This window comes from Bacillus sp. PPSBB_11, from assembly GCF_038023285.1.
GTDB classification, from domain to species: Bacteria; Bacillota; Bacilli; order Bacillales; family Bacillaceae; genus Bacillus; species Bacillus altitudinis.
The window spans coordinates 187603-213246 of sequence record NZ_CP150633.1 but is presented as its reverse complement, the minus strand read 5'-3'; the positions used below and the strand labels follow the sequence as shown (position 1 = coordinate 213246).

Sequence of the window (25644 nt, the reverse complement as noted above, 5' to 3'; positions counted from 1 at the left end):
ACGCCGTTAAGTCGGCGTGTCTGCTCCCTTTTTTTGTTTGATTTTTTTGATGGGCTGATCCCAATCAATTTTTGTTTGAGGATACCGTTCAATGATGTTTTCCTCAAGTTTTTCAAAGTCTTCTAATGTGAATTCATTTAGCTTCTCAGGTGACTCCGTCCAAACGTAAATGGAGTGGACAAACAGAGGATGATCCTTAGAAGGAACATGCTTCTCCCCTTCAAACAAGACACCTTTATAGACGAAATTAAAATTTTTACGGGCATTTTGCTGTTCGTCCATAAAATAAAAGCCTTCTTTTAATTGTGCTTGTTTCAGCTTTCTTCTCGGGTTTGAGAAGAATTTTACCGCCATGTAGAAAATATAGACAAGCAATGCAACAAGAGCAAGTCTAATGAGGATGACAAACATGACAGGATGCACCTCCAATACCGTTATCTGATGTACTACGAATGAGAAAGACAAAAGGTTTCAACTTTTTTTAAAAAAATATTTCGATTAACGAAAAAATATTCATAAAAAGATCGTATTGAACGAAAGAGGTTTTGTATAATAAGAATGCACCATGAAGAAAAAGGAGGATACACAGAATGACAAAACTAGATCAAACATTAACTATGCTGAAAGACCTAACGGATGCAAAAGGGATTCCAGGAAATGAACGTGATGTAAAAAAAGTCATGCAGTCATACATAGAAACATATGCGGATGAAGTCTCTACAGACCGCCTTGGCAGCTTAATTGCTAAGAAGGAAGGAAATGCAAATGGGCCTAAAGTGATGCTTGCTGGTCACTTAGATGAAGTAGGATTCATGGTGACAAAAATCGATGACAAAGGCTATATTCGTTTTCAAACGGTCGGTGGCTGGTGGTCTCAAGTGATGCTGGCGCAGCGTGTCACCATTGTGACGAAAAAAGGAGACATTACAGGTGTGATTGGTTCTAAACCGCCACATGTCTTATCACCAGAAGCACGAAAGAAATCAATCGAAATCACAGATATGTTCATTGATATTGGGGCTTCGAGCAAAGAACAGGCAATGGAATGGGGAGTCCTCCCTGGAGATCAAATCGTACCTTACTTTGAGTTTACGGTAATGAATGACGAAAAAATGCTTCTTGCAAAAGCCTGGGACAACCGTATCGGCTGTGCAGTAGCGATTGATGTCATGAAGAATTTAAAGGATACTCAGCATGAAAATATTGCATACAGTGTAGCAACTGTCCAAGAGGAAGTTGGCTTACGCGGAGCTAAAACAGCTGCAGCTACCATCCAGCCTGATATTGGATTTGCTATTGATGTTGGAGTAGCAGGTGATACACCAGGTATTACTGAAAAAGAAGCAACAAGCAAACTTGGCAAAGGACCAACGATTGTCGTATTCGACGCTTCCATGGTTTCTCATAAAGGGCTTCGCGATTTTGTTGTCCAAACTGCAGATGAATTAAACATTCCTTATCAATATGATTCCATGCCAGGTGGAGGAACAGATGCTGGAGGTATTCACTTAACAGGTCATGGCGTTCCATCACTATCCATCGGGATTCCAAGCAGATATATTCATACCCATGCAGCTATGATTCATCGAGATGATTATGAAAATGCGGTGAAGCTTTTAACAGAAGTCATCAAAAGACTTGATCAAAAAACGGTCGAACAAATTACGTACGGTTCTTAATGATGAAACCTTTCCTCAGTATGGGGAAAGGTTTTTTAATTGCGTTGAATTTCCCAGGAAATGAACGTTGGAATGTAAGTTATGTCAAAAGAACTGTTTTCAGTAAATGAAGTGATATTTTTCTAGTGAGGAAGGCACATGTGATCCTTCTTGTATTTATGTAAGATGAAATCAATAAAAAGGACAGAGCCAATTGAGGCTCTGTCAAAAGAGAGTTTATGGAAGTAGGTGAAGCTTATATTAGATTAAATCAATTATCCCTATTTGTCAACTTGGTTTTAAAAGAAAGAAAAATCACTCAATTTATGTTATATTTGTAAAAAAATTGTTTATACAAAGGGGATGGTTAAATGAATGCGGTTTCAATTGTGATAGGATCGATGTGTATTTTAGCGATTGCCTATCGCCTCTATGGCACGTTTATGATGGTGAAGGTACTAAAGGTCACAGATGATCATCCTACACCGGCTCATGCACTCGAGGATGGGAAAGATTATGTGCCAACAAACAAATGGGTCACATTTGGGCATCACTTTGCTGCAATTGCCGCTGCCGGTCCATTAGTTGGTCCGATTTTAGCCGCACAATTTGGGTATTTACCTGGTCTCCTTTGGCTCTTAATTGGAGCGGTGATTGGCGGAGCTGTTCATGATCTCGTGGTCTTGTTTGCTTCGATGCGAAAAAAGGGGAAATCACTATCCGAGGTAGCGAAAGAGGAGCTTGGTCCTGTGGCAGGATTTTGCACAGGGCTCGCCATGTTATTTATTATTACAATTACAATGGCAGGACTGTCCATGGTTGTGCTTCATGCTTTAGAACGAAATCCTTGGGGAACCTTTGCAGTTGGTATTACCATTCCAATAGCGATGGGAGTCGGCCTTTATTATAAAAAGACAGGCAATTTAAAGCTGGCGACATCTGCGGGATTCATATTACTGATGTTGGGGGTATTCCTTGGACCGAATATTCAAGGAACAGCACTTGGAGATTTGTTAACACTTGATACAAAAACGCTTGCTCTTGCCCTGCCAATCTATGCGTTCTTTGCTGCAGCCCTGCCGGTTTGGTTGCTTTTGGCACCAAGAGACTATTTAAGCAGTTTTATGAAAATTGGTGTTTTCATCGCGCTGATTGCGGGAATCTTTGTGGTTAATCCAACCATCCAATTTCCGGCGTTTACGGAGTTTGTAAATGGAGGAGGACCTGTCTTAGCTGGACCTGTATGGCCTTTTATTTCGATTACCATTGCTTGTGGCGCGATTTCTGGTTTTCATGCATTTGTTGGCTCAGGCACAACGCCAAAAATGCTAGATCGTTGGAGTGATATGAAGCCGGTGGCGTTTGGCGCGATGCTCGTAGAATGTTTAGTGGGAATCATGGCGTTAATTGCCGCTACTGCGCTTCATCCGGGAGATTATTTTGCAATTAATAGTACACCTGAAGTGTTCCGAACGCTTGGTATGAGTGTCGAGAATCTTCCGCAGCTAAGCAAAGAAATCGGTCTTGACTTAGAAGGAAGAACAGGTGGAGCTGTTACATTAGCTGTAGGGATGGCGTACATCTTTACGGGTATTCCGTTCTTTAGTCATTTGGCCTCTTATTTCTTCCAATTCGTGATTATGTTTGAAGCCGTCTTTATTTTAACGGCGATTGACGCAGGAACCCGTGTCGCGCGATATTTGATCCAAGACTTCTTTGGAGAAGCATATAAACCGCTGAAACGAAATGACTGGGTACCAGGGTCAGTCTTTGCAAGTGCACTTGCTTGTTTTATGTGGGGATACTTGCTTTACTCTGGAGACATTGGGTCCATTTGGGCACTCTTTGGTGTGTCAAACCAGCTAATGGCCTCGGTCGGATTAATCATTGGGGCGACGGTTGTGTTAAAAATTGCGGATAAAAGGCGGTATATGTTGACTTGCTTAATTCCACTTGCTTACTTATATGTGACGGTGAATTATGCGGGTTATTGGATGGTTGCGAATGTCTATCTCAATCCTGAAGCATCTGGCTACAGTGTACTGAACGCCGTGCTTTCGATGATTATGCTGATTTTAGGTTTTGTCATTATCGTGTTCGCTATTAAAAAATGGGTCGAGATCTGGCGCGATCCAGCTCTTCGAATGGAGACGCCAATCACTGGCTAAATGAACAAAGCCGGCTTGCTCATAGATAAGCAAACCGGCTTCTTGTTATTGCTGATGCTCAGGCTTTAAGCCCTGCTCTAATGTTTCAAGAATTTCATTCTTTTCATCTTCAGATGCTTCTTGCCATAACACCTCAAACAAAACGCCAAGACCTGGCAGCATTTTTTCCTCGCCGCTTTGAATCGCATCTAAAATCGTATGCTCAAGCTGCTCTTGATTATGGCCAGTAATGTTTTGAATCACTGCGCCTCTTAAATTAAAATCCATTGCCCACACTCCTTTTTTGATGGTGATAGCCCTATTCTGTCTCAAAGACAGGTTTATTATGTAGTGTGCTTGAGATATAATAAATTCATGATATTTAAAGGAGTTAAAGTCGCTTGAAATTTATAGAATCAGCTAAAAACGCAAACATTAAACAATGGAAAAAGCTCCATACAAAAAAAGAACGAACGAAAACAGGGCTGTTCCTTGTTGAAGGAAAACACTTAGTAGAAGAAGCATTAAAAAGCGGGGTTGTGAAAGAGTTAATGGTCGCAACGCTTGATATGCTCCCTGCTGACATCGAGCCTGACATTGAGTTGTATGAATTAAGTCAAGAGGCTTTTACTGCGATGACGGAAACGGAAACATCTCAGCAAATCGCAGCGGTTTGTACCATTCCTGTATTTGAGGAGAAAAAGTATGAACGAATGCTTCTGTTAGATGCAGTGCAGGATCCGGGGAATTTAGGCACACTCATTCGGACAGCAGATGCAGCGGGTCTAGATGCTGTGGTCCTAGGGGATGGAACCGTTGATGCGTTTAACGGAAAAACGCTCCGTTCAGCACAAGGGTCTCATTTTCACCTGCCTATCTTAAAACAAACCCTACAACAGACAATTCCAGCATTAAAGGCGCAAGGCATACCTGTATATGGCAGTGCTTTGAAAGATGCGAAAGAGTATAGACACATAGCATCAGAAGGTCCATTTGCGCTAATTGTAGGCAACGAGGGAGCAGGTATTGATCCAGAGATTCTTCAAATGACAGATCAAAATTTATATGTTCCAATGTACGGACAAGCGGAATCATTAAATGTGGCTGTGGCAGCAGCAGTTCTTGTCTATCATTTGCGCGGATAGTGTTGCATCACGTCCTATTTTTCACTATAATGAAACTAATATTTTAAAAACCATGATAGAGGAAGATTGTTTCACGAAGCGTCCTATTAGGGAGAATGCATCGTAGACTGAAAGTGCATTTAAGGAATGCTGAAACAGGAATTCACCTCTGGAGTTGTCACCGGGACCGCAGGTTTTGCGTAAAGGTGGACCGGATTCGTTTGATTCCGTTATGTCAATGAAGCTTATTCGCACATATATTTGTGCTTAACAAGGGTGGTACCGCGACCACAACTCGTCCCTTCTTTTATGGAGGAACGAGTTTTTTTATTGTCTTCAAACAATCAAACACCCGTTTATTCAGACGGTTTTGTATATTAAAAGGAGGATCACACTCATGCAAGAAACGTTAAAACAGCTTGAAGCAGAAGCGATAGCAAAGGTTGAAGCAGCCAGCTCGCTCAAAGAAGTCAATGATATTCGTGTTCAATATTTAGGGAAAAAAGGTCCGATTACAGAAGTGCTGCGCGGAATGGGCAAGCTTTCCGCTGAAGAAAGACCAAAAATGGGCGCACTTGCAAATGAAGTGAGAGAGCAGATTGCTGGTGCCATTGCTGAAAAAAATGAGCAGCTAGAAGCAGAAGAAGTGAAAAAGAAACTGGCTTCTCAAACCATTGATGTCACATTACCAGCAAGTCCGATCAAAATCGGGGCAAGACATCCATTAACGATTGTCGTAGAAGATATTGAAGATTTATTTATCGGCATGGGCTATACCGTTGAAGAGGGCCCAGAGGTGGAAACAGATTACTATAACTTTGAAGCGCTCAATCTTCCAAAAGAACATCCGGCACGTGATATGCAGGACAGCTTCTATATTACTGAAGACACACTCATGAGAACACAAACATCACCCGTTCAAGCACGTACACTTGAGAAATATAAAGGCCAAGGTCCTGTGAAGATCATCTGTCCTGGTAAGGTATATAGACGTGACAGCGATGATGCCACTCACTCGCATCAATTCATGCAGATTGAAGGACTTGTGGTCGATCACAATATTAGCATGAGTGACCTCAAAGGAACGCTTGAGACAGTCGCAAGAAAAATGTTTGGGGAAGATCGTGAAATTAGACTGCGCCCAAGCTTTTTCCCATTCACAGAACCTTCCGTTGAAGTTGATGTGTCATGCTTTAAATGCGGCGGGAAAGGCTGTTCCGTATGTAAAGGAACAGGCTGGATTGAAATTTTAGGTGCAGGAATGGTTCACCCGAATGTATTAAAAATGAGCGGATTTGATCCAGATACTTACCAAGGCTTTGCTTTTGGAATGGGTGTTGAACGTATTGCGATGCTGAAATACGGCATAGATGACATTCGTCATTTCTACACAAATGATATTAGATTCACGAAGCAATTTAAGCAGGACTAAGAGGAGGAAATCAACATGTTTGTTTCATATAAATGGTTAGAGGACTATGTCGATTTAGAAGGCATTCAGCCGGATGAATTAGCAGAGAAAATCACAAGAAGCGGAATTGAAGTGGAAGCCGTTGAGTATAAAGGCGAAGGCATCAAAGGCGTTGTCGTTGGACACGTCATTGAACGTGAACAGCATCCGAATGCGGATAAATTAAACAAATGTCTTGTTGATATCGGCGAAGACGCACCGGTGCAAATTATATGCGGGGCTCCAAATGTGGATAAAGGACAGCATGTGGCTGTCGCAACGGTTGGTGCAGTCCTTCCTGGAAACTTTAAAATTAAAAAAGCAAAACTGCGCGGTGAAGAGTCTCATGGCATGATTTGTTCTCTGCAAGAATTAGGCGTAGAGAGCAAGCTCGTACCAAAAGAATATGCAGAAGGTATCTTTGTTTTCCCGAATGACGTGAAACCAGGAGATGATGCCCTTCAAGCGCTTCAATTAGATGATGCGGTACTTGAACTTGGCTTAACACCAAACCGTGCCGATGCTCTTAATATGCTAGGAGTGGCTTATGAGGTTGCCGCCATTTTAGGGAGAGACATCAAGCTTCCTGATACAGCGCATGACACTTCTTCTGAAAAAGCAGCAGACTATATTTCTGTTAAAATTGAGGATCAAGAAGCGAATCCACTTTATGCAGCGAAGATCATTAAAAACGTAAAGATTGGACCAGCACCGCTTTGGATGCAAACAAGATTGATGAATGCAGGTATCCGCCCAATTAACAACGTCGTGGATATTACGAATTTTGTCTTACTTGAATACGGTCAACCTCTACATGCCTTTGATTATGACCGGTTTGGTTCAAAGCAGGTGGTCGTACGTAAAGCGGCTGAAAATGAAATGATTCAAACTCTGGATGAACAAGAACGTACATTGTCTTCGAAGCATCTTGTCATTACAAATGGCACAAAAGCGCATGCTGTTGCAGGTGTCATGGGCGGTTTTGAATCAGAGGTGCGTGATGAGACGACAACGATTCTTTTAGAAGCGGCATATTTCAACGGTCAAACCGTCCGTCAAGCATCTAGAGACTTAGGGCTTCGCAGTGAATCAAGCACACGATTTGAAAAAGGGCTCGATCCGCAGCGGACGACATCAGCAGCCGAAAGAGCAGCGCAATTGATCAGCACCTATGCAGGCGGTGAAGTGCTAAGCGGTACAGTTGAGGAAAACCACCTTGAAACAAGTATGAATGTCATCCACGTATCAACTGAGCGTGTGAACAAGGTGCTTGGCATGAGCATTTCAAAAGAAGATATGATTCAGATTTTCAACAAACTAGGCTTTACTGTGGGTGAATCAAATGATGTGCTTGTCGTAACGGTTCCTTCCCGCAGAATGGATATTACGATTGAAGAGGACCTCATTGAAGAAGTTGCGAGATTATACGGATACGACAATATTCCATCTACACTGCCTGCGACAGCTGGTACCGTTGGCGGTCTCACGCCATACCAAGTGAAGCGCAGAAAGGTGAGACGTTTCTTAGAGGGCGCAGGGCTTTCTCAAGCGATTACGTATTCATTAACGAATCAGCATAAGTCCACAGCCTTTGCTTTAAATCCAGCTTATCAAACAAGACTTTCCCTGCCAATGAGTGAGGAACGCAGTGTGCTGAGACAAAGCCTTCTGCCGAACTTACTTGATTCTGTCGCATATAACTTAGCAAGACAAGCTGATTCTTTTGCCTTTTACGAAACGGGTTCTGTTTTCTTAGCGGAAACGGAAGGCGCAAAACCAGTTGAGAAAGAGCATGTGGCAGGTGCGTTAACAGGTCTTTGGCATAAAAATCTTTGGCAGGGCGAGAAAAAAGCTGTCGATTTTTATGTAGCGAAGGGTATTGCGGAAGGGCTGTTTGAAAAGCTTGGTGTATCAGAAGAGATCACGTATGTTCAAGCAGAGCGTGAGGGCCTTCACCCAGGACGTACAGCCGATGTTTATTTAAATGGAAAAGTGATTGGCTTTGTAGCTGCACTTCATCCAGTAGTGGAAAAAGAATTAGATTTAAAAGAAACGTATGTATTTGAATTTGATTTAACAGATGTGATGACGTCTGAAACAGAGGATATGAAATATACGGCTATTCCGAGATTCCCAGCAGTGACAAGAGACATCGCACTTGTCGTCGATCAGCATATTTCAAGCGGACAGCTGGAGCAAGTCATTTATGAAGCTGGCGGCCAATTGCTCACAGACCTTTCCGTCTTTGATGTGTATGAGGGTGAGCATATGGAAGAAGGCAAGAAATCTGTTGCATTCTCTCTGCAATATTTAAACCCAGAACAAACGTTGACCGAGGAAGAAGTCACGGCTGTTCATACAAACGTATTGAAAGCATTAGAAGATACGTATCAAGCCGTCTTGCGCGGATAATAAAAAGAGCTATCGCTTTATGGGCGATAGCTCTTAGCGTGTAGACAAACCCTCGCATTCTTTGTCAGTCCTGCGCGCTGGTACTCACGAATGTCAAATTCGCTCTGTGCCAGTGCTCGTCCTTCCTAGACTGCAAAGGTTTTCTATCACGCTGAAAAGAAGACAAAGGGCTAAAATCAAGTTCATTTTAGCCCTTTGTCAACAATCTGAGAGCTATCGCTTTATGGGCGATAGCTCTTTTTTAATTATAACCATTTTTTCGCTTTTTGGGTGTTGGCAAAATGAAGTTTTGTAAATTGGCGTAAAGCCTCTTCGCCGTGCTGTTTCATCAGCTTTGCTGCCGCTTTGTCAACATGCGGACCGGCCCCTTTTGGAATGTCAAAGCCCGCTGCTTTTGATAATTTATCCATTTCAATTAAAAAAGCATACCTTGCAATAATAGAAGCTGCAGCAACTGATAAGTGAATGCCTTCTGCTTTCGTACTAAAATATGTACGCTCCCGAATGATCTTTTTCCCCGCAAGGTGCCTGAAATAAATGCCTGGTTCGGCAAATTGGTCAATGAGAATGGCTTCTGGTTTCTTGCCATCCAGTTTTTCTAGCACGGAGGTGATGACTTGGTTATGAAGCAGTGCCTTCATTTTTCCTTGGCTCATACCCTTTTCCTGCATCGCATTGTATTTTTCATTCCGAAGCACGAGAAGGCTGAACGGGATGGTTTTGATCAAGTCTTTGGCAATGTTGATAATCTGCGGATCTTTGAGTCCTTTTGAGTCTTTCACCCCGAGCTCTTTCATGAGAGCAAGCTGACTGGAATCAACATAAGCCGCACAGACCGTAATGGGTCCAAAATAATCGCCAGTACCGACCTCATCTGAGCCAATAACCGACATGGAAGCAATGCCGGGTGGTGGGCTGTACTGTGTGATGGATGATGTTTTTTTGCTTTTTGTTTCAGCTGCTTGTAAATGGTTGAACTGACTCGCTTCAGCTTCTGCCTTTTGTCCTTGGAACAGCACTTTTCCAGATTTGTAAGCTGTAATCGTACAGCCGGGAACCTTTGCTTGAAATAGAGCGCCTGGCGGCAAAGTGTCAGTTAAATGCTGAGCGTACACGCTCTTCATTTTTTTCATGTCTTCTGATGTTGCTTTTAAGACGGATTGGGGCACAGTGGATAACTCCTTTTTACCTTGATATCATTGATTTCTAAAGTGTACCATAACAGGGAAGGGCTCGTCTTTCCATTCAATGTCTAAACATGTTATGATAGAGACTAGGATTCTCGTGGAATGGAGGAGAAACGTTGTCTGACGGCGGTAAAACGAAAACAACAGTTGAGATTTACGGACAGTCCTATACGATCATCGGTCAAGAAACGAAGATGCATATGCGACATGTTGCTTCAATTGTTGATGATAAAATGAGAGAAATCAATGAAAAAAATCCATACCTTGATATAAACAAATTAGCTGTACTGACAGCAGTCAATGTCGTCCACGACTACTTGAAATTAAAAGAGCAATACGAAAAACTAGAGCTTCATCTAAAAGAAAAGGAATGAAATTACCGTGATCGATATCATCATTTTGTTTTTGCTTCTTATGGGAACGCTTGTCGGTCTAAAACGCGGGTTTATTCTTCAATTTATTAAATTGATTAGCTTTGTTGTTTCTATTTTAGTGGCTTCTATGTTTTATCAGTCACTTGCACCACAGCTTACGTGGATTCCAGCACCTAATTTTAGCGGCGGTCAAGCGCAGCTTGCTTTCTTTAGTGGGAATCTAGAAACAGCTTATTATAATACCATTGCGTTTATCATTCTGTTTATCTTGACCAAAATCCTGCTAGCTATCATCGGCGGATTGCTCACAACCATTGCAAGTATCCCTGTGATTAAACAGGTCAACAAACTGCTTGGCGCTGTTTTAGGATTTCTTGAAACCTATCTATTTGTGTTTATTCTATTGTTTGTGGCCGCATTACTTCCAGTCGATGCGCTTCAAACGATGATGAGCAAATCAATGTTAGCAGATGTGATCGTAAATAGCACCCCTTACCTGTCCGGTCTTGTCAAAGACCTCTGGTCGACGTATGGAGTTTAAGAACTTCTCCTTTCTTGGAGAAGTTTTTTCGCATTCCATGACAGAAAGTTGTCGGATGAAGGGAAAGTTTGTATATTTATATAGGAAGATGCCAAAGCGGCTGGAGGATGAGAGATGAATAAAAAAGATATTATCAAACTTCTTGAAACAATTGCAGTTTATATGGAGCTAAAAGGAGATAATCCTTTTAAAATTTCTGCCTTTCGTAAAGCAGCTGCGGCACTGGAACAAGATGACCGCAGCCTTTCTCAAATAGATGACCTATTAGCATTACCCGGCATTGGAAAAGGAACCTTTGCTGTGATCACAGAGTATATCGAAAAAGGACAGTCTGAAACACTCGAACAATTAAAAAAAGAAGTGCCTGAAGGACTTGTCCCGCTCTTAAAATTGCAAGGACTCGGCGGGAAGAAGATTGCTAAGCTCTACCAAGAGCTTGGTGTTTACGATGCACAGTCTTTAAAAGAAGCATGTGAAGCGGAAAAAGTACAAACGCTTGCTGGGTTTGGCAAAAAAACAGAAGAAAAGATTCTTGCCGCTCTTGAGGAGGCAGGGAAGCAGCCAGAACGACTGCCAATTGGCTTTGCATTAGATGTGGCAGAGCGAATTGATGATGCGCTGGAACAGATGGAGGGAATCATCCGTTTTTCAAGAGCGGGCAGTTTAAGACGTGCGCGTGAAACGGTTAAAGATTTAGATTACATCATTGCGACTGATAACCCTGAACAAGTGAGAAAGCAGCTTGTTGCTCTTGATGATGTCAAAGATGTCATTGCGAGCGGTGATACGAAGGTATCTGTCATGCTTGCACTTGATTTTGAAATCAGTGTAGATTTCCGGCTTGTGACAACAGACCAATTTGCAACAACGCTGCACCATTTCACTGGCTCAAAAGATCATAACATTCGTATGCGACAGCTTGCGAAGGAGCGCGGTGAGCGTATTAGTGAATATGGGGTTGAAACGATCGAAACTGGGGATGTGAAAACATTTGAAGACGAAAGCGCTTTTTATGCACATTTCCAACTTCCGCTCATTCCGCCAGAAATTCGTGAAACCGGAGCAGAGATTGATTCGTATAAAGAAAGTATGCAATTTGTAGAACGAAAAGATATCAAAGGCGATCTTCATATGCACTCGACATGGAGTGATGGCGCTTTTTCTATTCGCGAAATGGCAGAGGCATGTATCGCAAAAGGCTATGAATACATGGCCATTACAGACCACTCACAATATTTAAAAGTAGCAAACGGTTTAACAAAAGAACGTTTGCGTTTGCAAGCAAAAGAAATTGACAAGCTGAATCAAGAATTCGAGCATTTTCACATTTTCAAAGGGGTCGAAATGGATATTCTGCCGGATGGATCGTTAGATTATGATGATGACTTTCTAGCAGACATGGATTTTGTCATTGCGTCTATTCATTCTAGTTTTTCTCAGCCGGAGGAAGTCATTATGGAGCGCCTAGAAAATGCCTTGAATAATCAGCATGTGGATTTAATTGCCCATCCAACTGGCCGTTTGATCGGTAGACGAGACGGCTATGCTTTAAATATTGATCAGCTCATAGAGCTTGCGAAAAAAACGGGCACTGCACTGGAACTCAACAGCAACCCGTCAAGACTTGATTTAAAAACAGAGCATTTAATGAAAGCAAACGAAGCGGGTGTGAACATCATGATCAACACAGATGCACACAACATCGCCATGCTCGATCATATGGACGTCGGTGTCACAGCTGCAAGAAAGGGCTGGACACCAAAAGCAAATGTCGTGAATACATTTTCACTCAATGAGATGAAAAAGTTTTTAACGCGTGACAGGTAGTCGTTAGGAGGCTGGACCATGCTGCAACAAAAAGTGTTAGCATCATTAGAATTTCATAAAGTAAAAGAAAAAGTCATGTCCTATACTGCTTCGACTTTAGGGAAAGAAAAAGCGCAGGACTTAATACCACTCACAGATATCGAGAGCATTCAGCATCTGCTAGAAGAGGTAGCAGAAGCGCAAGATGTGATTCGTTTAAAAGGATCTGCGCCGTTTGGCGGGTTAATGGATATTAGACGAGGCGTCAAACGAGCAGAAATAGGCAGTATATTAAGCCCTGCTGAGCTGATGGAAATTGCGGCGCTGTTATATACCACAAAAAACATGAAGCACTTTCTCACCTCTATGTATGAGGACGGAGTAGAGATACCCCGTCTTCATACATATGCAGAATCGCTGATTTTACTGCCAGACGTGAGAAAAGAAATCGAAAGCTGTATTGGTGATAATGGAGAAGTGCTTGATCACGCAACGCCTGCACTCCGCACCATACGAACGCAGTTACGATCACTAGAATCAAAAGTACGAGATAAATTAGAATCAATGATTCGTTCACAATCTGCCTCGAAAATGCTGTCAGACACCATTGTGACCATTCGTAATGATCGGTTTGTCATTCCCGTAAAACAAGAGTACCGCTCGAATTATGGAGGGATTGTTCACGATCAATCTTCTTCAGGCGCAACTCTTTTTATTGAGCCGCAAGTGGTCGTAGATTTAAATAACACCTTGCAGCAAACTCGCCTAAAAGAAAAGCAAGAGATTGAAAAGATTTTGCAAATGCTGACAGCGAGTGTGTCAGAGCACATTGATGAATTGCTTCATAATGTGAATGAACTTCAGACATTAGATTTTATTTTCGCCAAAGCCAAATATGCAAAAGCAGAAAAAGCCACAAAACCTACTGTGAATAACCAAGGGGAGATTTATTTAAAACGGGCAAGACATCCCCTATTGCCCCGAGATCAGGTTGTGGCAAATGATATTGAGCTAGGGAAAGATTTTTCTACGATCGTCATCACAGGTCCAAATACAGGCGGTAAGACCGTCACTTTAAAAACACTCGGACTTCTTACGCTGATGACGCAGGCAGGTCTTCATATTCCAGTCGAAGAAGGATCAGAAGTGGCTGTATTCGATCAAGTCTTTGCTGATATTGGAGACGAGCAGTCTATTGAACAGAGCTTGAGTACTTTCTCATCTCATATGGTCAATATTGTGGATATCTTAAAGCATTTGACGTCTAATTCACTCGTGTTATTTGATGAATTAGGTGCAGGAACAGATCCTGCTGAAGGTGCAGCACTTGCGATGAGCATCTTAGATGAAGTTCATCAAACAAATGCGCGCGTCATCGCAACGACTCACTATCCTGAGCTGAAGGCATACGGATATAACCGAGAAGGCGTCACAAATGCGAGTGTAGAGTTTGATATTGAAACCTTATCCCCTACATATCGCTTGCTCATCGGGGTGCCGGGACGAAGTAATGCATTTGAAATTTCCAAGCGTCTAGGACTGCCTCATCATTTAATTGACCGTGCAAAAGCAGATATGCACGCAGAACATAATGAAGTCGATCAGATGATTGCTTCATTAGAAGACAGCAAAAAACAAGCAGAAGAAGAACTGCATGAGACAGAATTTTATAGAAAAGAAGCAGAGAAGCTCCATAAAGAATTGCAAAAACAAATCCTTGAATGGAATGAACAAAAGGACAAACTGCTGGAAGAAGCTGAACAAAAAGCGGCAGAAAAAATTGAACAAGCAACAAAAGAAGCAGAAGAGATTATTCAGGAGCTTCGGTCCATTAAAAGTGAGCATCGTTCATTCAAAGAACATGAACTCATTGATGCGAGAAAGCGTCTTGAAGAAGCTGTCCCTGAGTTTGACCGTAAGAAAAAACCAGAGCCGGTGAAAAAAGCAGCAAGACAGCTAAAGCCAGGCGATGAAGTCAAAGTGCTGACGTTTGGCCAAAAAGGAACGCTCATCGAACAAACGGGTAACAAAGAATGGAGTGTCCAAATGGGCATTCTAAAAATGAAAGTAAAAGAAAAAGATATGGAATTTATCAAATCAGCACCGGAATTTAAACAAGAGAAAGCCATCACGGCGGTCAAAGGAAAAGACTATCATGTATCACTTGAGCTTGATTTAAGAGGAGAGCGTTATGAGAATGCCTTAAGCAGAGTCGAGAAATACTTAGATGATGCCGTCTTAGCTGGCTATCCGCGTGTGTCGATCATTCACGGTAAAGGCACTGGCGCCTTGAGAAAAGGGGTCCAGGAATTATTAAAACAGCACCGTAGTGTAAAAAATGCTCGTTTTGGAGAACAAGGCGAGGGAGGATCAGGCGTCACCATCGTCGAATTAAAGTAAAAAGGAGAAAACGCATGAAAGCCTTTTGGGAAAATGAACTTGTGGAAATTGCCGCCTATTACAGCGTGGCCGTCCTATGTCTTGTCTTATTTCTGACCATATTTGAACTCGTGACCTCCTATAAAAACTGGGAAGAGATTCAGCGGGGGAACTTAGCTGTTGCTATGGCAACCGGCGGGAAGATTTTTGGGATTGCCAATGTCTTTCAGCATTCCATCGCCCAGCACAACTCGCTTCTTCAAATGGTCGGATGGGGCGTATACGGCTTTGTGATGCTGCTCGTCAGCTATTTCATTTTTGAATTTTTAACACCACGATTTAAAGTAGACAAAGAGATTGAGAATGATAATAGAGCGGTCGGGTTTATTTCACTCATTATTTCTGTTGGGCTGTCTTATGTAGTAGCAGCCGGCATTTAAGGAGACGACATGGAAAAACTAGCCAAAGTATTAATTGTAGTTGCCTGCACTTTTGCGGTTATTGGTGCCGTTTACATGTTCCTGTAAAATGAAGAATACATTCTAGAAAGCTGTCAGGGAAAACCTTGACAGCTTTTCACTCATCAAAGGCGGCGAATCAGAATGAATCAAATCTTGCAAAAAGACGAACTCATAAAGCGCATTGACAGTTGTCTCAAAAAGACATCTCTTCCCCAAGACATATATGAACCGTATATTGCACGTCCTTTTCAAACGACTGGTTTTTTTGATGATTTGAGCCCCTATATTGAAATTGATCCAGCCGGCTATTTTCTTATTCAATATGAACGAGGGATTAAAGTGCTTCATAAAAGAACAAAAGAGGCGGATGAAGTCATTTATTGGATTTTAGAAGACACCATCTTTCTAACTGTGTATCTAGACATGATGAGACAATATCAAGTGGACAACATCCACACACATTTACCTAATGACCCTAGTATCCATAAACAGATCGTGGAGAGAGTCCATGAGTCATTTCGTGAGATCGGTGGATTATACGAAAAGTGGCATCATGAAGGGAAAAGAGCCTCTATAGAAACACCGGCGAAAAAATGAAGATGTGTCATGGAACGAGCTCGATTTGAAAAAAGCAAACAGCCATAAGGAAAAGTTTGCTATAATAAAATAGTACGAAAGTTCAGGAAGGAGGGTTTTTATGCAGTCAGATAAACGTTGGCTTCTGCATTACCCGAATCAAATTCCCCACGAACTCACCATCCCAAATGAAACGTTGCAATCTTACTTATTCAGCTCCACAGAGGCAGCACCTGAGCATACAGCCATTCATTTTTTAGGAAAAAACATCACCTACCAGCAGTTACAAGAAGATGCACTGAAATTAGCCAGTCACTTGATTGACATCGGTGTCAAAAAAGGCGACAGAGTAGCGATTATGCTGCCAAACTGCCCGCAATCGGTGATTTCTTATTATGCGGTTTTAATAGCAGGTGGCATTGTCGTTCAAACCAATCCGCTTTATACGGAGAAAGAACTGGAATATCAAATGGAGGACAGCGGCTCTAAGGTGCTGATCACTCTCGATCTACTGTATCCAAAGGCCTATAAAATGAAAGCGCTGACAAGTATGGAGCATTTGATCATCACAAAACTACAAGATTACTTGCCATTTCCAAAAAACATATTGTTTCCGATTGTCCAGCGAAGGAAAAACAACATGGTCATCCAAGTGGAGAAGAGTGATTCCATTCATCATTTCTCACAGATCATGAAAGAGTCGTCAGGAGAACAGATTCCGCAAATATCCTTTCAACCGAAAGAGGATGTCGCAGTTTTGCAATATACAGGCGGAACGACCGGTTTACCAAAAGGGGTCATGCTCACACACGAAAATATAGTAGCCAATACAGAAATGTGTGCATCCTGGATGTATAAAACGAACCGCGGAAAAGAGCGGATTCTTGGAATCATTCCGTTCTTTCATGTATACGGCATGACGACCGTGCTAAACCTTGCAGTCAAAGAAGGTCATCAAATGATTCTTCTTCCGCGTTTTGATGCAGCGGATGCCTTGAAGACCATTGAAAAACAGAAACCGACGCTGTTCCCAGGAGCACCAACGATGTATATTGCCCTGCTTCATCATCCGAATATTGAGAAGTATGACCTATCATCCATCACCGCATGCTTAAGCGGATCGGCCGCTCTTCCTGTTGAAGTCAAACAGAGCTTTGAAAAACTAACAGGAGGAAGGCTGGTGGAGGGATATGGACTTTCAGAAACTTCTCCTGTCACTCATGCCAATTTCTTATGGGGAGCGAACAAAATAGGAAGTATCGGGTGCCCTTGGCCGAATACAGATGCCGGTATTTATTGTGAAGAAACGGGTGGACTCAAAGCGCCATATGAGCACGGAGAGATTATCGTCAAAGGTCCTCAAATCATGAAAGGGTACTGGAATCAGCCGGATGAGACAGCGGCAGTGTTAAGAGACGGCTGGTTTTTCACAGGAGACATTGGGTATATGGATGAGGATGGTTTTTTCTATATCGTAGACCGGAAAAAGGATGTCATCATCGCGAGCGGCTATAATATTTACCCAAGAGAGGTTGAAGAAGCCCTTTATGAGCATGAGCTTGTACAAGAAGTTGTTGTGGCGGGTATTCCAGATCCGTATAGAGGGGAAACAGTAAAAGCCTTTGTTGTCCCGAAGAAGGATGCCTATGTAACAGAGGATGAACTGGATCGTTTTGTTAGAACAAGAATAGCCTCATTTAAAGTGCCGCGTGTCTACGAATTTAAGGAATCACTGCCTAAAACGGCTGTAGGGAAAATCTTGCGCAGAGTGTTAATTGAAGAAGAAAAAAGAAAGCAATCATCTTCAACAGAAGAACCAGTCGATCAATGAGAGAATGAACCAGCATCATCCGGTCAAGCGGCCGGATGATTTGAATTGTACGTGTCTGCTCTGGTATGCTAAAGGTTGAAAAGAAAGAAGAACATCACTTGACAAATCACTCGTTTCTTTTTAACATAAAGTTATGAATGAATGCTCATTCAATTTAGAAAGGGACGAAGCACATTGAAGCAGAAAAGACCGAAGTACATGCAAATTATTGATGCAGCCGTTGTGGTGATTGCAGAGAACGGCTACCATCAATCACAAGTTTCAAAGATTGCCAAACAAGCAGGAGTAGCAGACGGAACCATTTATCTCTATTTCAAAAACAAAGAGGATATTCTGATCTCGTTGTTTAAAGAAAAAATGGGACAATTCATCGAACGGATGGAAAACGATATTCAAAAGAAACCGTCTGCGAAAGAAAAGCTTCTTCTCCTCATTCGAGAACACTTTCGCCTGCTATCGCAAGACCATCATTTGGCCCTTGTGACACAGCTTGAACTCAGGCAGTCAAACCTTGAACTGCGCCAAAAAATCAATGAGGTGCTGAAAGGGTATTTAAATATGCTAGACTCCATTTTAACCGAGGGAAAGAAGACAGGAGAATTTAGACAAAATCTAGATGTCCGCTTAGCGAGACAAATGGTATTTGGGACGATTGATGAAACCGCTACAACATGGGTCATGAATGATCAAAAGTATGACCTGCCAGCACTCGCAGAAAGTGTACATGATCTTCTCTTAAACGGAATACATCAATCTTAAAGACAATTGAAAAAGGATGATTGACATGGAAAAAATACTTAGCTTACACCAAGACGAACAGACAGCACTCATCACGATTCAACACCCGCCTGCAAATGCCTTATCCTCTCAGCTTCTCACTGAACTCAACGACATGTTTGATCAGCTTGAACAAAACAGTGAAGTGAGAGCTATTGTCATTCATGGAGAAGGTAGATTTTTCTCAGCAGGTGCTGATATTAAAGAATTTACGACCTTGCAGGAAGAATCTGATTATGCCAGCCTTGCAGACAGAGGACAGCAAGTGTTTGAACGAATTGAACAATGTCCAAAACCGGTGATTGCTTCCATTCACGGGGCAGCATTAGGCGGCGGGCTTGAGCTGGCGATGTCGTGTGATATTCGAATCGCAACAAAAGATGCAAAGCTGGGACTGCCGGAATTAAATCTCGGTATTATCCCAGGATTCGGCGGAACGCAGCGCCTGCCTCGCTACGTTGGATCAGCTAAAGCACTTGAAATGATGGGAACAGCTGAGCCAATTACAGGAGAAGAAGCATTTGCCTGCGGACTTGTTTCAAAACTTGCGGAAACAGAGGAAGAAGCGCTGGAAACAGCGAAAACATTGGCGGCGAAATTTGCAGCGAAAAGCCCTAAAACGCTTGAGTATGTGCTTGAGTTATTGAATGCGACAAAAGTGTACTCATATGATGGCGGAATGAAGCTGGAAGCCAAAAAGTTTGCTGAGGTGTTCCAGTCGAATGATGCCAAAGAAGGCATCCAAGCTTTTATTGAAAAGCGTAAACCGAATTTTAAAGGGGAATAAGGGATTAGTACGACACAAGGGGGAGAAATGAATGAATATTTTTGTTTTAATGAAGCGTACGTTTGACACGGAAGAGAAAATCTCTATTCAGTCTGGTGTTATTCAAGAAGATGGGGCAGAGTTCATTATTAATCCTTATGATGAGTACGCAATTGAAGAAGCGATTCAGCTTCGGGATGAGCACGGGGGAGAAGTAACGGTCGTGACAGTTGGCAATGAAGATGCGGAGAAGCAGCTTAGAACAGCACTTGCAATGGGCTGCGATCAAGCCGTTTTATTAAATGTTGAAGATGATTTGGAGGAGTGGGATCAGTTTTCCGCTTCTACGATTCTATATCACTATTTCAAGGATAAAGAAGCTTCCTTGATCTTAGCAGGGAATGTAGCGATTGACGGCGGGTCTGGACAGGTGGCCCCGCGTCTTGCTGAATTACTCGGTTTTCCATATGTCACAACCATTACAAGTATTCAAATCGACGGCGGCTCAGCTTCAATTGAGCGAGATGCAGAGGGTGATGTGGAAGTGATTTCTGCCGAGCTCCCGCTAGTGGTCACCGCGCAGCAAGGTCTCAATGAGCCTCGTTATCCATCGTTACCAGGCATCATGAAGGCAAAGAAAAAGCCTTTAGAAGAACTGGAATTAGACGATCTAGATCTAGATGAAGACGATGTGCCATTTAAAATCAAAACAATCGAACGTTTCTTACCGGAGAAAAAAGAGGGTGGCAAGGTGCTGAGCGGCGAGCTTCAGGATCAGGTCAAGGAACTGACAGACCTGCTAAGAAATGAAGCAAAAGTCATCTAAACATCCACTTTACGATATCACGAGAACAAGGGGGAGCTTATAGGATGAGTAAAAAAGTTGTTGTACTTGGAGAAAGTCGTGACGGTAAATTAAGAAATGTGACATTTGAAGCGATTGCTGCCGCTCACGAGGTGGCTGATGGCGGTGAAGTGATTGGCGTTTTAATAGGAGATCACGTCAAAGATCAAGCGGATGAACTGCTTTATTATGGAGCGGATCATGTGATGATCGTCGAGCACCCGCATCTTTCTTATTATACGTCTGATGGTTTTGCGCAGGCGCTTCAAGCAATATTAGATCAAGTCAATCCTGATGCAGTGCTCTTCGGTCATACATCAATCGGAAAAGACTTGTCACCCAAAATAGCTGCACGCCTGCAAACTGGCTTAATTTCAGATGCAATAGATGTAAGCGTTACCGGTGAACATCTTGTTTTCACTAGACCGATTTATTCAGGAAAAGCTTTTGAAAAAGTCATTTCAACAGATCGTCTGCTTTTGGCTACTATCCGTCCAAACAACGTGGCACCGCTGGAGCGTGATGCGTCACGCAGCGGAGAAGTGACGCCAGTTTCTGTCGATATTCAAAACCTAAGAACGATCGTGAAGGAAGTCATTAAAAAAACATCAGAAGGTGTAGATTTATCTGAAGCGAAGGTTATTGTCGCAGGAGGCAGGGGGGTCAAGAGCAAAGAAGGCTTTGAACCGCTGAAAGAACTTGCCCAAACGCTTGGCGCAGCAGTCGGTGCCTCGCGTGGTGCATGTGACGCTGACTACTGCGATTATGCCCTGCAAATTGGTCAAACCGGTAAAGTGGTCACACCTGACCTTTACATTGCCTGCGGGATTTCAGGAGCTATTCAGCATTTAGCCGGTATGTCCAACAGTAAAGTCATTGTTGCAATCAACAAAGACCCAGAAGCTGAAATCTTCAAAATCGCTGATTACGGAATAGTTGGTGACTTATTCGAAGTCGTTCCGCTTTTAAATGAAGAGTTAAAAAAGATGAATATCCATTCTTAACGCTCATACACTCAGAATGCCTAGGTATTCTGGGTTTTTTTGTATGTTATCACGAAACAAAGGAGCGGTTTACAAGTGAATGGGACAGTAAAAGTCAATGAAGTGATTGGACGCATTTCTAAACACATCTATGGACACTTTCAAGAGCATTTAGGAAGAGGAATTTATGACGGAATTTGGGTAGGGAAAGATTCAGAGATTGATCATGTTGAAGGGATTCGTACTGATGTGCTAAAGGCCCTTCAAGCCTTACATATCCCGGTGCTGAGGTGGCCGGGTGGCTGTTTTGCAGACGAGTATCATTGGGCAAACGGCGTCGGTGATCTGAGTGAACGAAAGCCGATGGTGAATACTCATTGGGGTGGCACCGTTGAATCAAATGCGTTTGGTACACATGAATTTATGAGACTGTGTGAATTACTTGAATGTGAGCCTTATATTTGTGGAAACGTTGGAAGCGGTTCTGTTCAAGAATTAGCAGAATGGATTGAATATATCACATTTCCTAAAGGGACACCTATGTCGGATTGGCGCATTCAAAATGGAAAACAAGAACCGTGGGAGCTGACGTATGTTGGTGTAGGTAATGAAAGCTGGGGATGTGGTGGAAATATGACGCCAGAGTATTATGCAGACTTATATAAACGCTACCAAACGTATGTGAGAGAATTTGCTGGTCAGCGCATTTACAAAATCGCATGCGGTGCGAATTCAAATGATGTGAATTGGACAAAAGTATTAATGGAGCGTGCAGCGCCTTGGATGGATGGGCTCAGTTTGCATTACTATACGGTCCCAGGAACATGGGAGAAAAAAGGGTCTGCGACTGATTTTGATGAGGATGAGTGGTTTACAACGCTGAAAAAGGCGTCTGAAATGGAGCGGCTTGTCGTGGAACACGGAAAAATCATGGATCGTTATGATCCAGACAAGCGAATTGGGATGATTATTGATGAATGGGGGACATGGTATGATCCAGAACCGGGGACAAATCCAGGTTTTTTGTATCAGCAAAACACATTAAGAGATGCTCTAGTCTGTGCCTTGCATTTTCATATTTTTCATCGCCATTGCGAGCGGATTCATATGGCGAATATTGCCCAGACCGTCAATGTGCTACAAGCGATGGTGTTAACGCAGGACGAAAAGATGCTCCTGACACCTACCTATCATGTATTTCACATGTTTCAAGTGCATCAAGAAGAAGAAGCGCTTGAAGTAGAATTGAATGCGCCTTCGTATGAACGCCGGGGTGAAAAAATTCCTCAAGTCAGTGTGTCAGCCTCGCGGTCATCTGACAAGATGCATATTAGTTTATGTCATGTGAATCCCCATGAAAAAGCAGACGTATCTCTTGCGATAGAGGGAATCGATGCAAAAACGAAGGTCACTGGCCGTGTGCTGACTGCTGATCGGATGAATGCACACAACACGTTCGATGATCCTCAATCCGTTCAGCCTGCGGACTTTCGGCAATTTGCTGTTAAGCACGGCGAGCTGACTATTGATCTGCCGCCTATGTCGGTTGTCATGTTGACCGTCGATCTGGCTTGATCGCATATTTCAATGTTTGATGAGAAGAATGTTGGGGCATCATACATTGTAAATGAAGCGGAAAGGGAGTTATGTCATATGCTTAGAACCATTCTGATGATCATTGGTGCGATTGTTGTTATTGGTGCGATTATACGGTTTGTTTTTTAATTCATTTCATAAAAAATGATTCGTAAGCATTTCATTCGCAAGTCACTTTGGTAGATGCTATACTAAAAAGCATAATTTACATTGGAGGAATGAATAATGGCAATCGTAAAAGCTACTGACGCAACATTTTCACAAGAAACTGCAGAAGGTGTTGTTCTTGCAGATTTTTGGGCACCTTGGTGCGGACCTTGTAAAATGATTGCTCCAGTTCTTGAAGAACTTGATCAAGAAATGGGCGATAAAATGAAAATTGTTAAAATTGATGTGGATGATAACCAAGAAACTGCTGGTAAATACGGCGTTATGAGTATCCCAACACTTCTTGTTTTAAAAGACGGTGAAGTCGTCGAAACGTCTGTTGGTTTCAAACCAAAAGAAGCACTTGCTGAGCTTGTCAACAAACATCTATAAACCAATCTACGCCCAAGCGGCATAATCATTGAAGCGGTTCTCGTAAAGACGAGAGCCGCTTTTCTTTCAGCGTGGTATAAAACAAGTGTTCGTGATACACTAGAAGGAGTGAAAGAGGAAAACAAGGACGGATGAAAATATGAACAAATTGATCAAAGAAAAGCTGTCAGTCTTACCTGATCAACCAGGCTGTTACTTAATGAAAGATAGACAAAATACGATCATTTATGTGGGAAAGGCAAAGGTATTAAAAAATAGGGTCCGCTCTTATTTTACAGGATCTCATGATGCCAAAACGCAGCGGCTTGTCAGTGAAATTGAAGACTTTGAATACATTGTCACCTCTTCAAATATTGAGGCACTTATTTTAGAGCTGAATTTAATCAAAAAATATGACCCGAAATACAATGTCATGCTCAAGGATGACAAAACGTACCCTTTTATTAAAATTACGAATGAACGTCACCCTAAGCTGATTGTCACTCGCAATGTGAAAAAGGATAAAGGGAAATACTTCGGTCCATATCCGAACGTACAAGCAGCAAGAGAAACGAAAAAGCTGCTCGACCGTTTATATCCACTTAGAAAATGTGCGACACTCCCTGACCGAGTCTGTCTTTATTATCATCTTGGACAATGTCTTGCTCCGTGTGTGTATGACATTTCAGAAGAAACGAATAAACAGCTCGTCGACGAAATCACAAGATTTCTAAACGGAGGACATCAACAAATCAAGAAAGAATTAACAGAAAAGATGCAAGAAGCGGCCGAACAATTAGAATTTGAGCGGGCAAAAGAGCTGAGAGATCAAATCGCATACATTGACTCAACGATGGAAAAGCAAAAGATGACGATGAGTGACTTATCCGATCGTGATGTATTTGCCTATGCTTATGATAAGGGCTGGATGTGTGTCCAAGTTTTCTTCATCAGACAGGGGAAATTAATCGAACGTGATGTCAGCCTATTTCCGATGTATCAAGACCCTGAGGAAGAATTTCTCACGTTTATGGGGCAGTTTTATGAAAAGAACAACCATTTTCTGCCGAAGGAAATTTTGGTGCCAGACAGCGTCGATCAAGAGATGATTGAGCAATTGCTTGAAACGAATGTTCATCAGCCGAAAAAAGGAAAGAAAAAGGATTTGCTTTTACTTGCCCACCAAAACGCCAAAATTGCTCTCAAAGAAAAGTTCTCGCTTATAGAGCGTGATGAAGAACGGACAATTGGTGCAGTGAAGCAGCTTGGAGATGCACTCAATATTTATATGCCATACCGGATTGAGGCGTTTGATAACTCCAATATCCAAGGAGCAGACCCCGTATCCGCTATGGTTGTCTTCCAAGACGGGAAGCCGTATAAAAAGGAATACCGAAAATACAAAATTAAAACCGTTGAGGGGCCTGATGATTATGCTTCCATGCGTGAAGTCATTAGAAGGCGGTATACCCGTGTGTTAAAAGATGAGCTGCCGCTTCCTGACTTGATTTTAATCGATGGAGGAAAAGGACAAATCAACGCAGCCATAGATGTGCTCGAAAATGAATTAAATCTGTCTGTTCCTGTGGCAGGTCTTGTGAAAGATGAAAAACACAGGACATCGAATCTGATGATGGGTGATACGCTTGAAATTGTTGCGCTCGAACGGAATAGTCAGGCCTTTTATTTATTGCAGCGTATTCAAGATGAAGTGCACCGGTTTGCGATTAGTTTTCACCGGCAGCTGCGCGGGAAGAATGCTTTTCAGTCTATTCTAGACGATGTCCCAGGTATCGGGGAAAAGCGTAAAAAGCAGTTGCTTAAACATTTTGGCTCTGTGAAAAAGATGAAAGAAGCCTCTATACAGGATTTTCAGGACGCTGGTATTCCGAAACAGACGGCTGAACTTTTAATGGAGGCATTAAAAAAATAGATTGTACTTTTTCCAAAAGTCTGTTAAGATGTGACTAATTTAATAAATGAACGTGTTGTTTGTTGAAGATAGAGGTGCGAACTTCAAGAGTAAGCCTTCAGAGATCGAGGGGATCTAGGAAGAGGGCTGAAAGGGGAGCGTCGCCGAAGTGAATAAAATCCACTCATTTTATTCGCTGGCTGTACATTGAAGAAATGTAGGGCTGTCAAGAATGTATTTCTTGGAGGGCTATCTCATTGTTTGCATCGTTTGATGATGATTTTAAAGCAATGGGAGATTT

At 42.4% G+C, this 25644-nt stretch carries 22 protein-coding genes and 1 riboswitch; of the genes, 19 read left to right on the top strand and 3 right to left on the bottom strand.

The genetic code is table 11. The features are described from left to right. Window positions 1-6 precede the first annotated feature (6 nt). The gene (locus tag V7L95_RS01075) at window positions 7-411 is read right to left on the bottom strand and encodes a hypothetical protein (RefSeq protein ID WP_008346017.1); all 405 of its coding nucleotides are present in this window, start codon (window positions 409-411) and stop codon (window positions 7-9) included. A gap of 179 nt (window positions 412-590) precedes the next feature. On the opposite strand from V7L95_RS01075, the gene V7L95_RS01070 reads away from it, so the two are divergent. Further along, window positions 591-1679, top strand: a complete 1089-nt coding sequence (locus V7L95_RS01070; protein WP_017358255.1) for a M42 family metallopeptidase — start codon at window positions 591-593, stop codon at window positions 1677-1679. A gap of 350 nt (window positions 1680-2029) precedes the next feature. Continuing rightward, window positions 2030-3826 (top strand): carbon starvation protein CstA, encoded by a 1797-nt coding sequence (cstA, locus tag V7L95_RS01065; protein ID WP_007501652.1) that lies wholly within the window; start codon window positions 2030-2032, stop codon window positions 3824-3826. Between the two features lie 45 nt (window positions 3827-3871). Here cstA and sspI read toward each other — a convergent pair whose 3' ends face one another. Next, complete coding sequence (gene sspI / locus V7L95_RS01060) at window positions 3872-4093, bottom strand: small acid-soluble spore protein SspI (protein ID WP_008346010.1); 222 nt, start codon at window positions 4091-4093, stop codon at window positions 3872-3874. Between the two features lie 113 nt (window positions 4094-4206). On the opposite strand from sspI, the gene V7L95_RS01055 reads away from it, so the two are divergent. The 3 genes from V7L95_RS01055 to pheT all read left to right on the top strand — a co-directional run bounded on the left by V7L95_RS01055 (window position 4207) and on the right by pheT (window position 8791). Beyond that, window positions 4207-4950 (top strand): RNA methyltransferase, encoded by a 744-nt coding sequence (locus V7L95_RS01055; protein ID WP_311754269.1) that lies wholly within the window; start codon window positions 4207-4209, stop codon window positions 4948-4950. Between the two features lie 376 nt (window positions 4951-5326). Further along, a complete protein-coding gene (gene pheS, locus V7L95_RS01050; RefSeq protein WP_099496663.1) occupies window positions 5327-6361 on the top strand; it encodes a phenylalanine--tRNA ligase subunit alpha in 1035 nt (344 codons plus the stop codon). A 15-nt stretch (window positions 6362-6376) separates the two neighbouring features. Then, window positions 6377-8791: a phenylalanine--tRNA ligase subunit beta gene (gene pheT / locus V7L95_RS01045; protein WP_206115637.1), complete on the top strand. Its 2415-nt coding sequence runs from the start codon at window positions 6377-6379 to the stop codon at window positions 8789-8791. A 245-nt stretch (window positions 8792-9036) separates the two neighbouring features. Here pheT and rnhC read toward each other — a convergent pair whose 3' ends face one another. Further along, on the bottom strand, window positions 9037-9960 hold the full coding sequence (rnhC, locus tag V7L95_RS01040; protein ID WP_017358252.1) for a ribonuclease HIII: 924 nt from the start codon (window positions 9958-9960) through the stop codon (window positions 9037-9039). Between the two features lie 134 nt (window positions 9961-10094). On the opposite strand from rnhC, the gene zapA reads away from it, so the two are divergent. From zapA to uvrC, 14 genes are all read left to right on the top strand, one after another. Beyond that, window positions 10095-10352, top strand: coding sequence for a cell division protein ZapA (gene zapA, locus V7L95_RS01035; protein ID WP_008345998.1), 258 nt, complete (start codon window positions 10095-10097; stop codon window positions 10350-10352). A gap of 7 nt (window positions 10353-10359) precedes the next feature. After that, complete coding sequence (locus V7L95_RS01030) at window positions 10360-10893, top strand: CvpA family protein (protein ID WP_008345997.1); 534 nt, start codon at window positions 10360-10362, stop codon at window positions 10891-10893. Between the two features lie 114 nt (window positions 10894-11007). After that, on the top strand, window positions 11008-12720 hold the full coding sequence (gene polX / locus V7L95_RS01025; RefSeq protein ID WP_206115635.1) for a DNA polymerase/3'-5' exonuclease PolX: 1713 nt from the start codon (window positions 11008-11010) through the stop codon (window positions 12718-12720). A 21-nt stretch (window positions 12721-12741) separates the two neighbouring features. Then, complete coding sequence (locus tag V7L95_RS01020; protein WP_206116239.1) at window positions 12742-15099, top strand: endonuclease MutS2; 2358 nt, start codon at window positions 12742-12744, stop codon at window positions 15097-15099. Window positions 15100-15113: 14 nt separating this feature from the next. Beyond that, window positions 15114-15518, top strand: a complete 405-nt coding sequence (locus V7L95_RS01015) for a DUF350 domain-containing protein (protein ID WP_007501637.1) — start codon at window positions 15114-15116, stop codon at window positions 15516-15518. A gap of 162 nt (window positions 15519-15680) precedes the next feature. After that, a complete protein-coding gene (locus V7L95_RS01010; protein ID WP_206115633.1) occupies window positions 15681-16136 on the top strand; it encodes an Imm63 family immunity protein in 456 nt (151 codons plus the stop codon). A gap of 100 nt (window positions 16137-16236) precedes the next feature. Continuing rightward, window positions 16237-17946 (top strand): AMP-binding protein, encoded by a 1710-nt coding sequence (locus V7L95_RS01005; protein WP_206115631.1) that lies wholly within the window; start codon window positions 16237-16239, stop codon window positions 17944-17946. Between the two features lie 174 nt (window positions 17947-18120). Then, a complete protein-coding gene (locus V7L95_RS01000; RefSeq protein WP_017367816.1) occupies window positions 18121-18705 on the top strand; it encodes a TetR/AcrR family transcriptional regulator in 585 nt (194 codons plus the stop codon). Between the two features lie 25 nt (window positions 18706-18730). Continuing rightward, window positions 18731-19510: an enoyl-CoA hydratase gene (locus V7L95_RS00995; RefSeq protein WP_017358245.1), complete on the top strand. Its 780-nt coding sequence runs from the start codon at window positions 18731-18733 to the stop codon at window positions 19508-19510. A 31-nt stretch (window positions 19511-19541) separates the two neighbouring features. Then, entirely contained in the window at window positions 19542-20315 is a 774-nt protein-coding gene (locus tag V7L95_RS00990) for an electron transfer flavoprotein subunit beta/FixA family protein (RefSeq protein ID WP_017358244.1), read from the top strand. Between the two features lie 44 nt (window positions 20316-20359). Then, window positions 20360-21337, top strand: coding sequence for an electron transfer flavoprotein subunit alpha/FixB family protein (locus tag V7L95_RS00985; protein ID WP_017358243.1), 978 nt, complete (start codon window positions 20360-20362; stop codon window positions 21335-21337). Window positions 21338-21412: 75 nt separating this feature from the next. After that, window positions 21413-22891 (top strand): alpha-N-arabinofuranosidase, encoded by a 1479-nt coding sequence (locus tag V7L95_RS00980; RefSeq protein ID WP_017358242.1) that lies wholly within the window; start codon window positions 21413-21415, stop codon window positions 22889-22891. A 246-nt stretch (window positions 22892-23137) separates the two neighbouring features. Then, window positions 23138-23452: a thioredoxin gene (trxA, locus tag V7L95_RS00975; RefSeq protein WP_007501629.1), complete on the top strand. Its 315-nt coding sequence runs from the start codon at window positions 23138-23140 to the stop codon at window positions 23450-23452. 139 nt (window positions 23453-23591) lie between these two features. Beyond that, window positions 23592-25364 carry an excinuclease ABC subunit UvrC gene (gene uvrC, locus V7L95_RS00970; RefSeq protein ID WP_007501627.1) on the top strand — a complete coding sequence of 591 codons (1773 nt, stop codon included), beginning with the start codon at window positions 23592-23594 and terminating at the stop codon, window positions 25362-25364. Between the two features lie 61 nt (window positions 25365-25425). Continuing rightward, window positions 25426-25603, top strand: a riboswitch (Lysine riboswitch). Window positions 25604-25644: the final 41 nt, after the last annotated feature.

Coding starts and splice junctions, on each gene's coding strand:
- V7L95_RS01075 (WP_008346017.1), bottom strand. CDS start 411: ATGTTTGTCATCCTCATTAGACTTGCTCTTGTTGCATTGCTTGTCTAT.
- V7L95_RS01070 (WP_017358255.1), top strand. CDS start 591: ATGACAAAACTAGATCAAACATTAACTATGCTGAAAGACCTAACGGAT.
- cstA (WP_007501652.1), top strand. CDS start 2,030: ATGAATGCGGTTTCAATTGTGATAGGATCGATGTGTATTTTAGCGATT.
- sspI (WP_008346010.1), bottom strand. CDS start 4,093: ATGGATTTTAATTTAAGAGGCGCAGTGATTCAAAACATTACTGGCCAT.
- pheS (WP_099496663.1), top strand. CDS start 5,327: ATGCAAGAAACGTTAAAACAGCTTGAAGCAGAAGCGATAGCAAAGGTT.
- pheT (WP_206115637.1), top strand. CDS start 6,377: ATGTTTGTTTCATATAAATGGTTAGAGGACTATGTCGATTTAGAAGGC.
- polX (WP_206115635.1), top strand. CDS start 11,008: ATGAATAAAAAAGATATTATCAAACTTCTTGAAACAATTGCAGTTTAT.
- V7L95_RS01015 (WP_007501637.1), top strand. CDS start 15,114: ATGAAAGCCTTTTGGGAAAATGAACTTGTGGAAATTGCCGCCTATTAC.
- V7L95_RS01010 (WP_206115633.1), top strand. CDS start 15,681: ATGAATCAAATCTTGCAAAAAGACGAACTCATAAAGCGCATTGACAGT.
- V7L95_RS01005 (WP_206115631.1), top strand. CDS start 16,237: ATGCAGTCAGATAAACGTTGGCTTCTGCATTACCCGAATCAAATTCCC.
- V7L95_RS00995 (WP_017358245.1), top strand. CDS start 18,731: ATGGAAAAAATACTTAGCTTACACCAAGACGAACAGACAGCACTCATC.
- V7L95_RS00990 (WP_017358244.1), top strand. CDS start 19,542: ATGAATATTTTTGTTTTAATGAAGCGTACGTTTGACACGGAAGAGAAA.
- V7L95_RS00985 (WP_017358243.1), top strand. CDS start 20,360: ATGAGTAAAAAAGTTGTTGTACTTGGAGAAAGTCGTGACGGTAAATTA.
- trxA (WP_007501629.1), top strand. CDS start 23,138: ATGGCAATCGTAAAAGCTACTGACGCAACATTTTCACAAGAAACTGCA.
- uvrC (WP_007501627.1), top strand. CDS start 23,592: ATGAACAAATTGATCAAAGAAAAGCTGTCAGTCTTACCTGATCAACCA.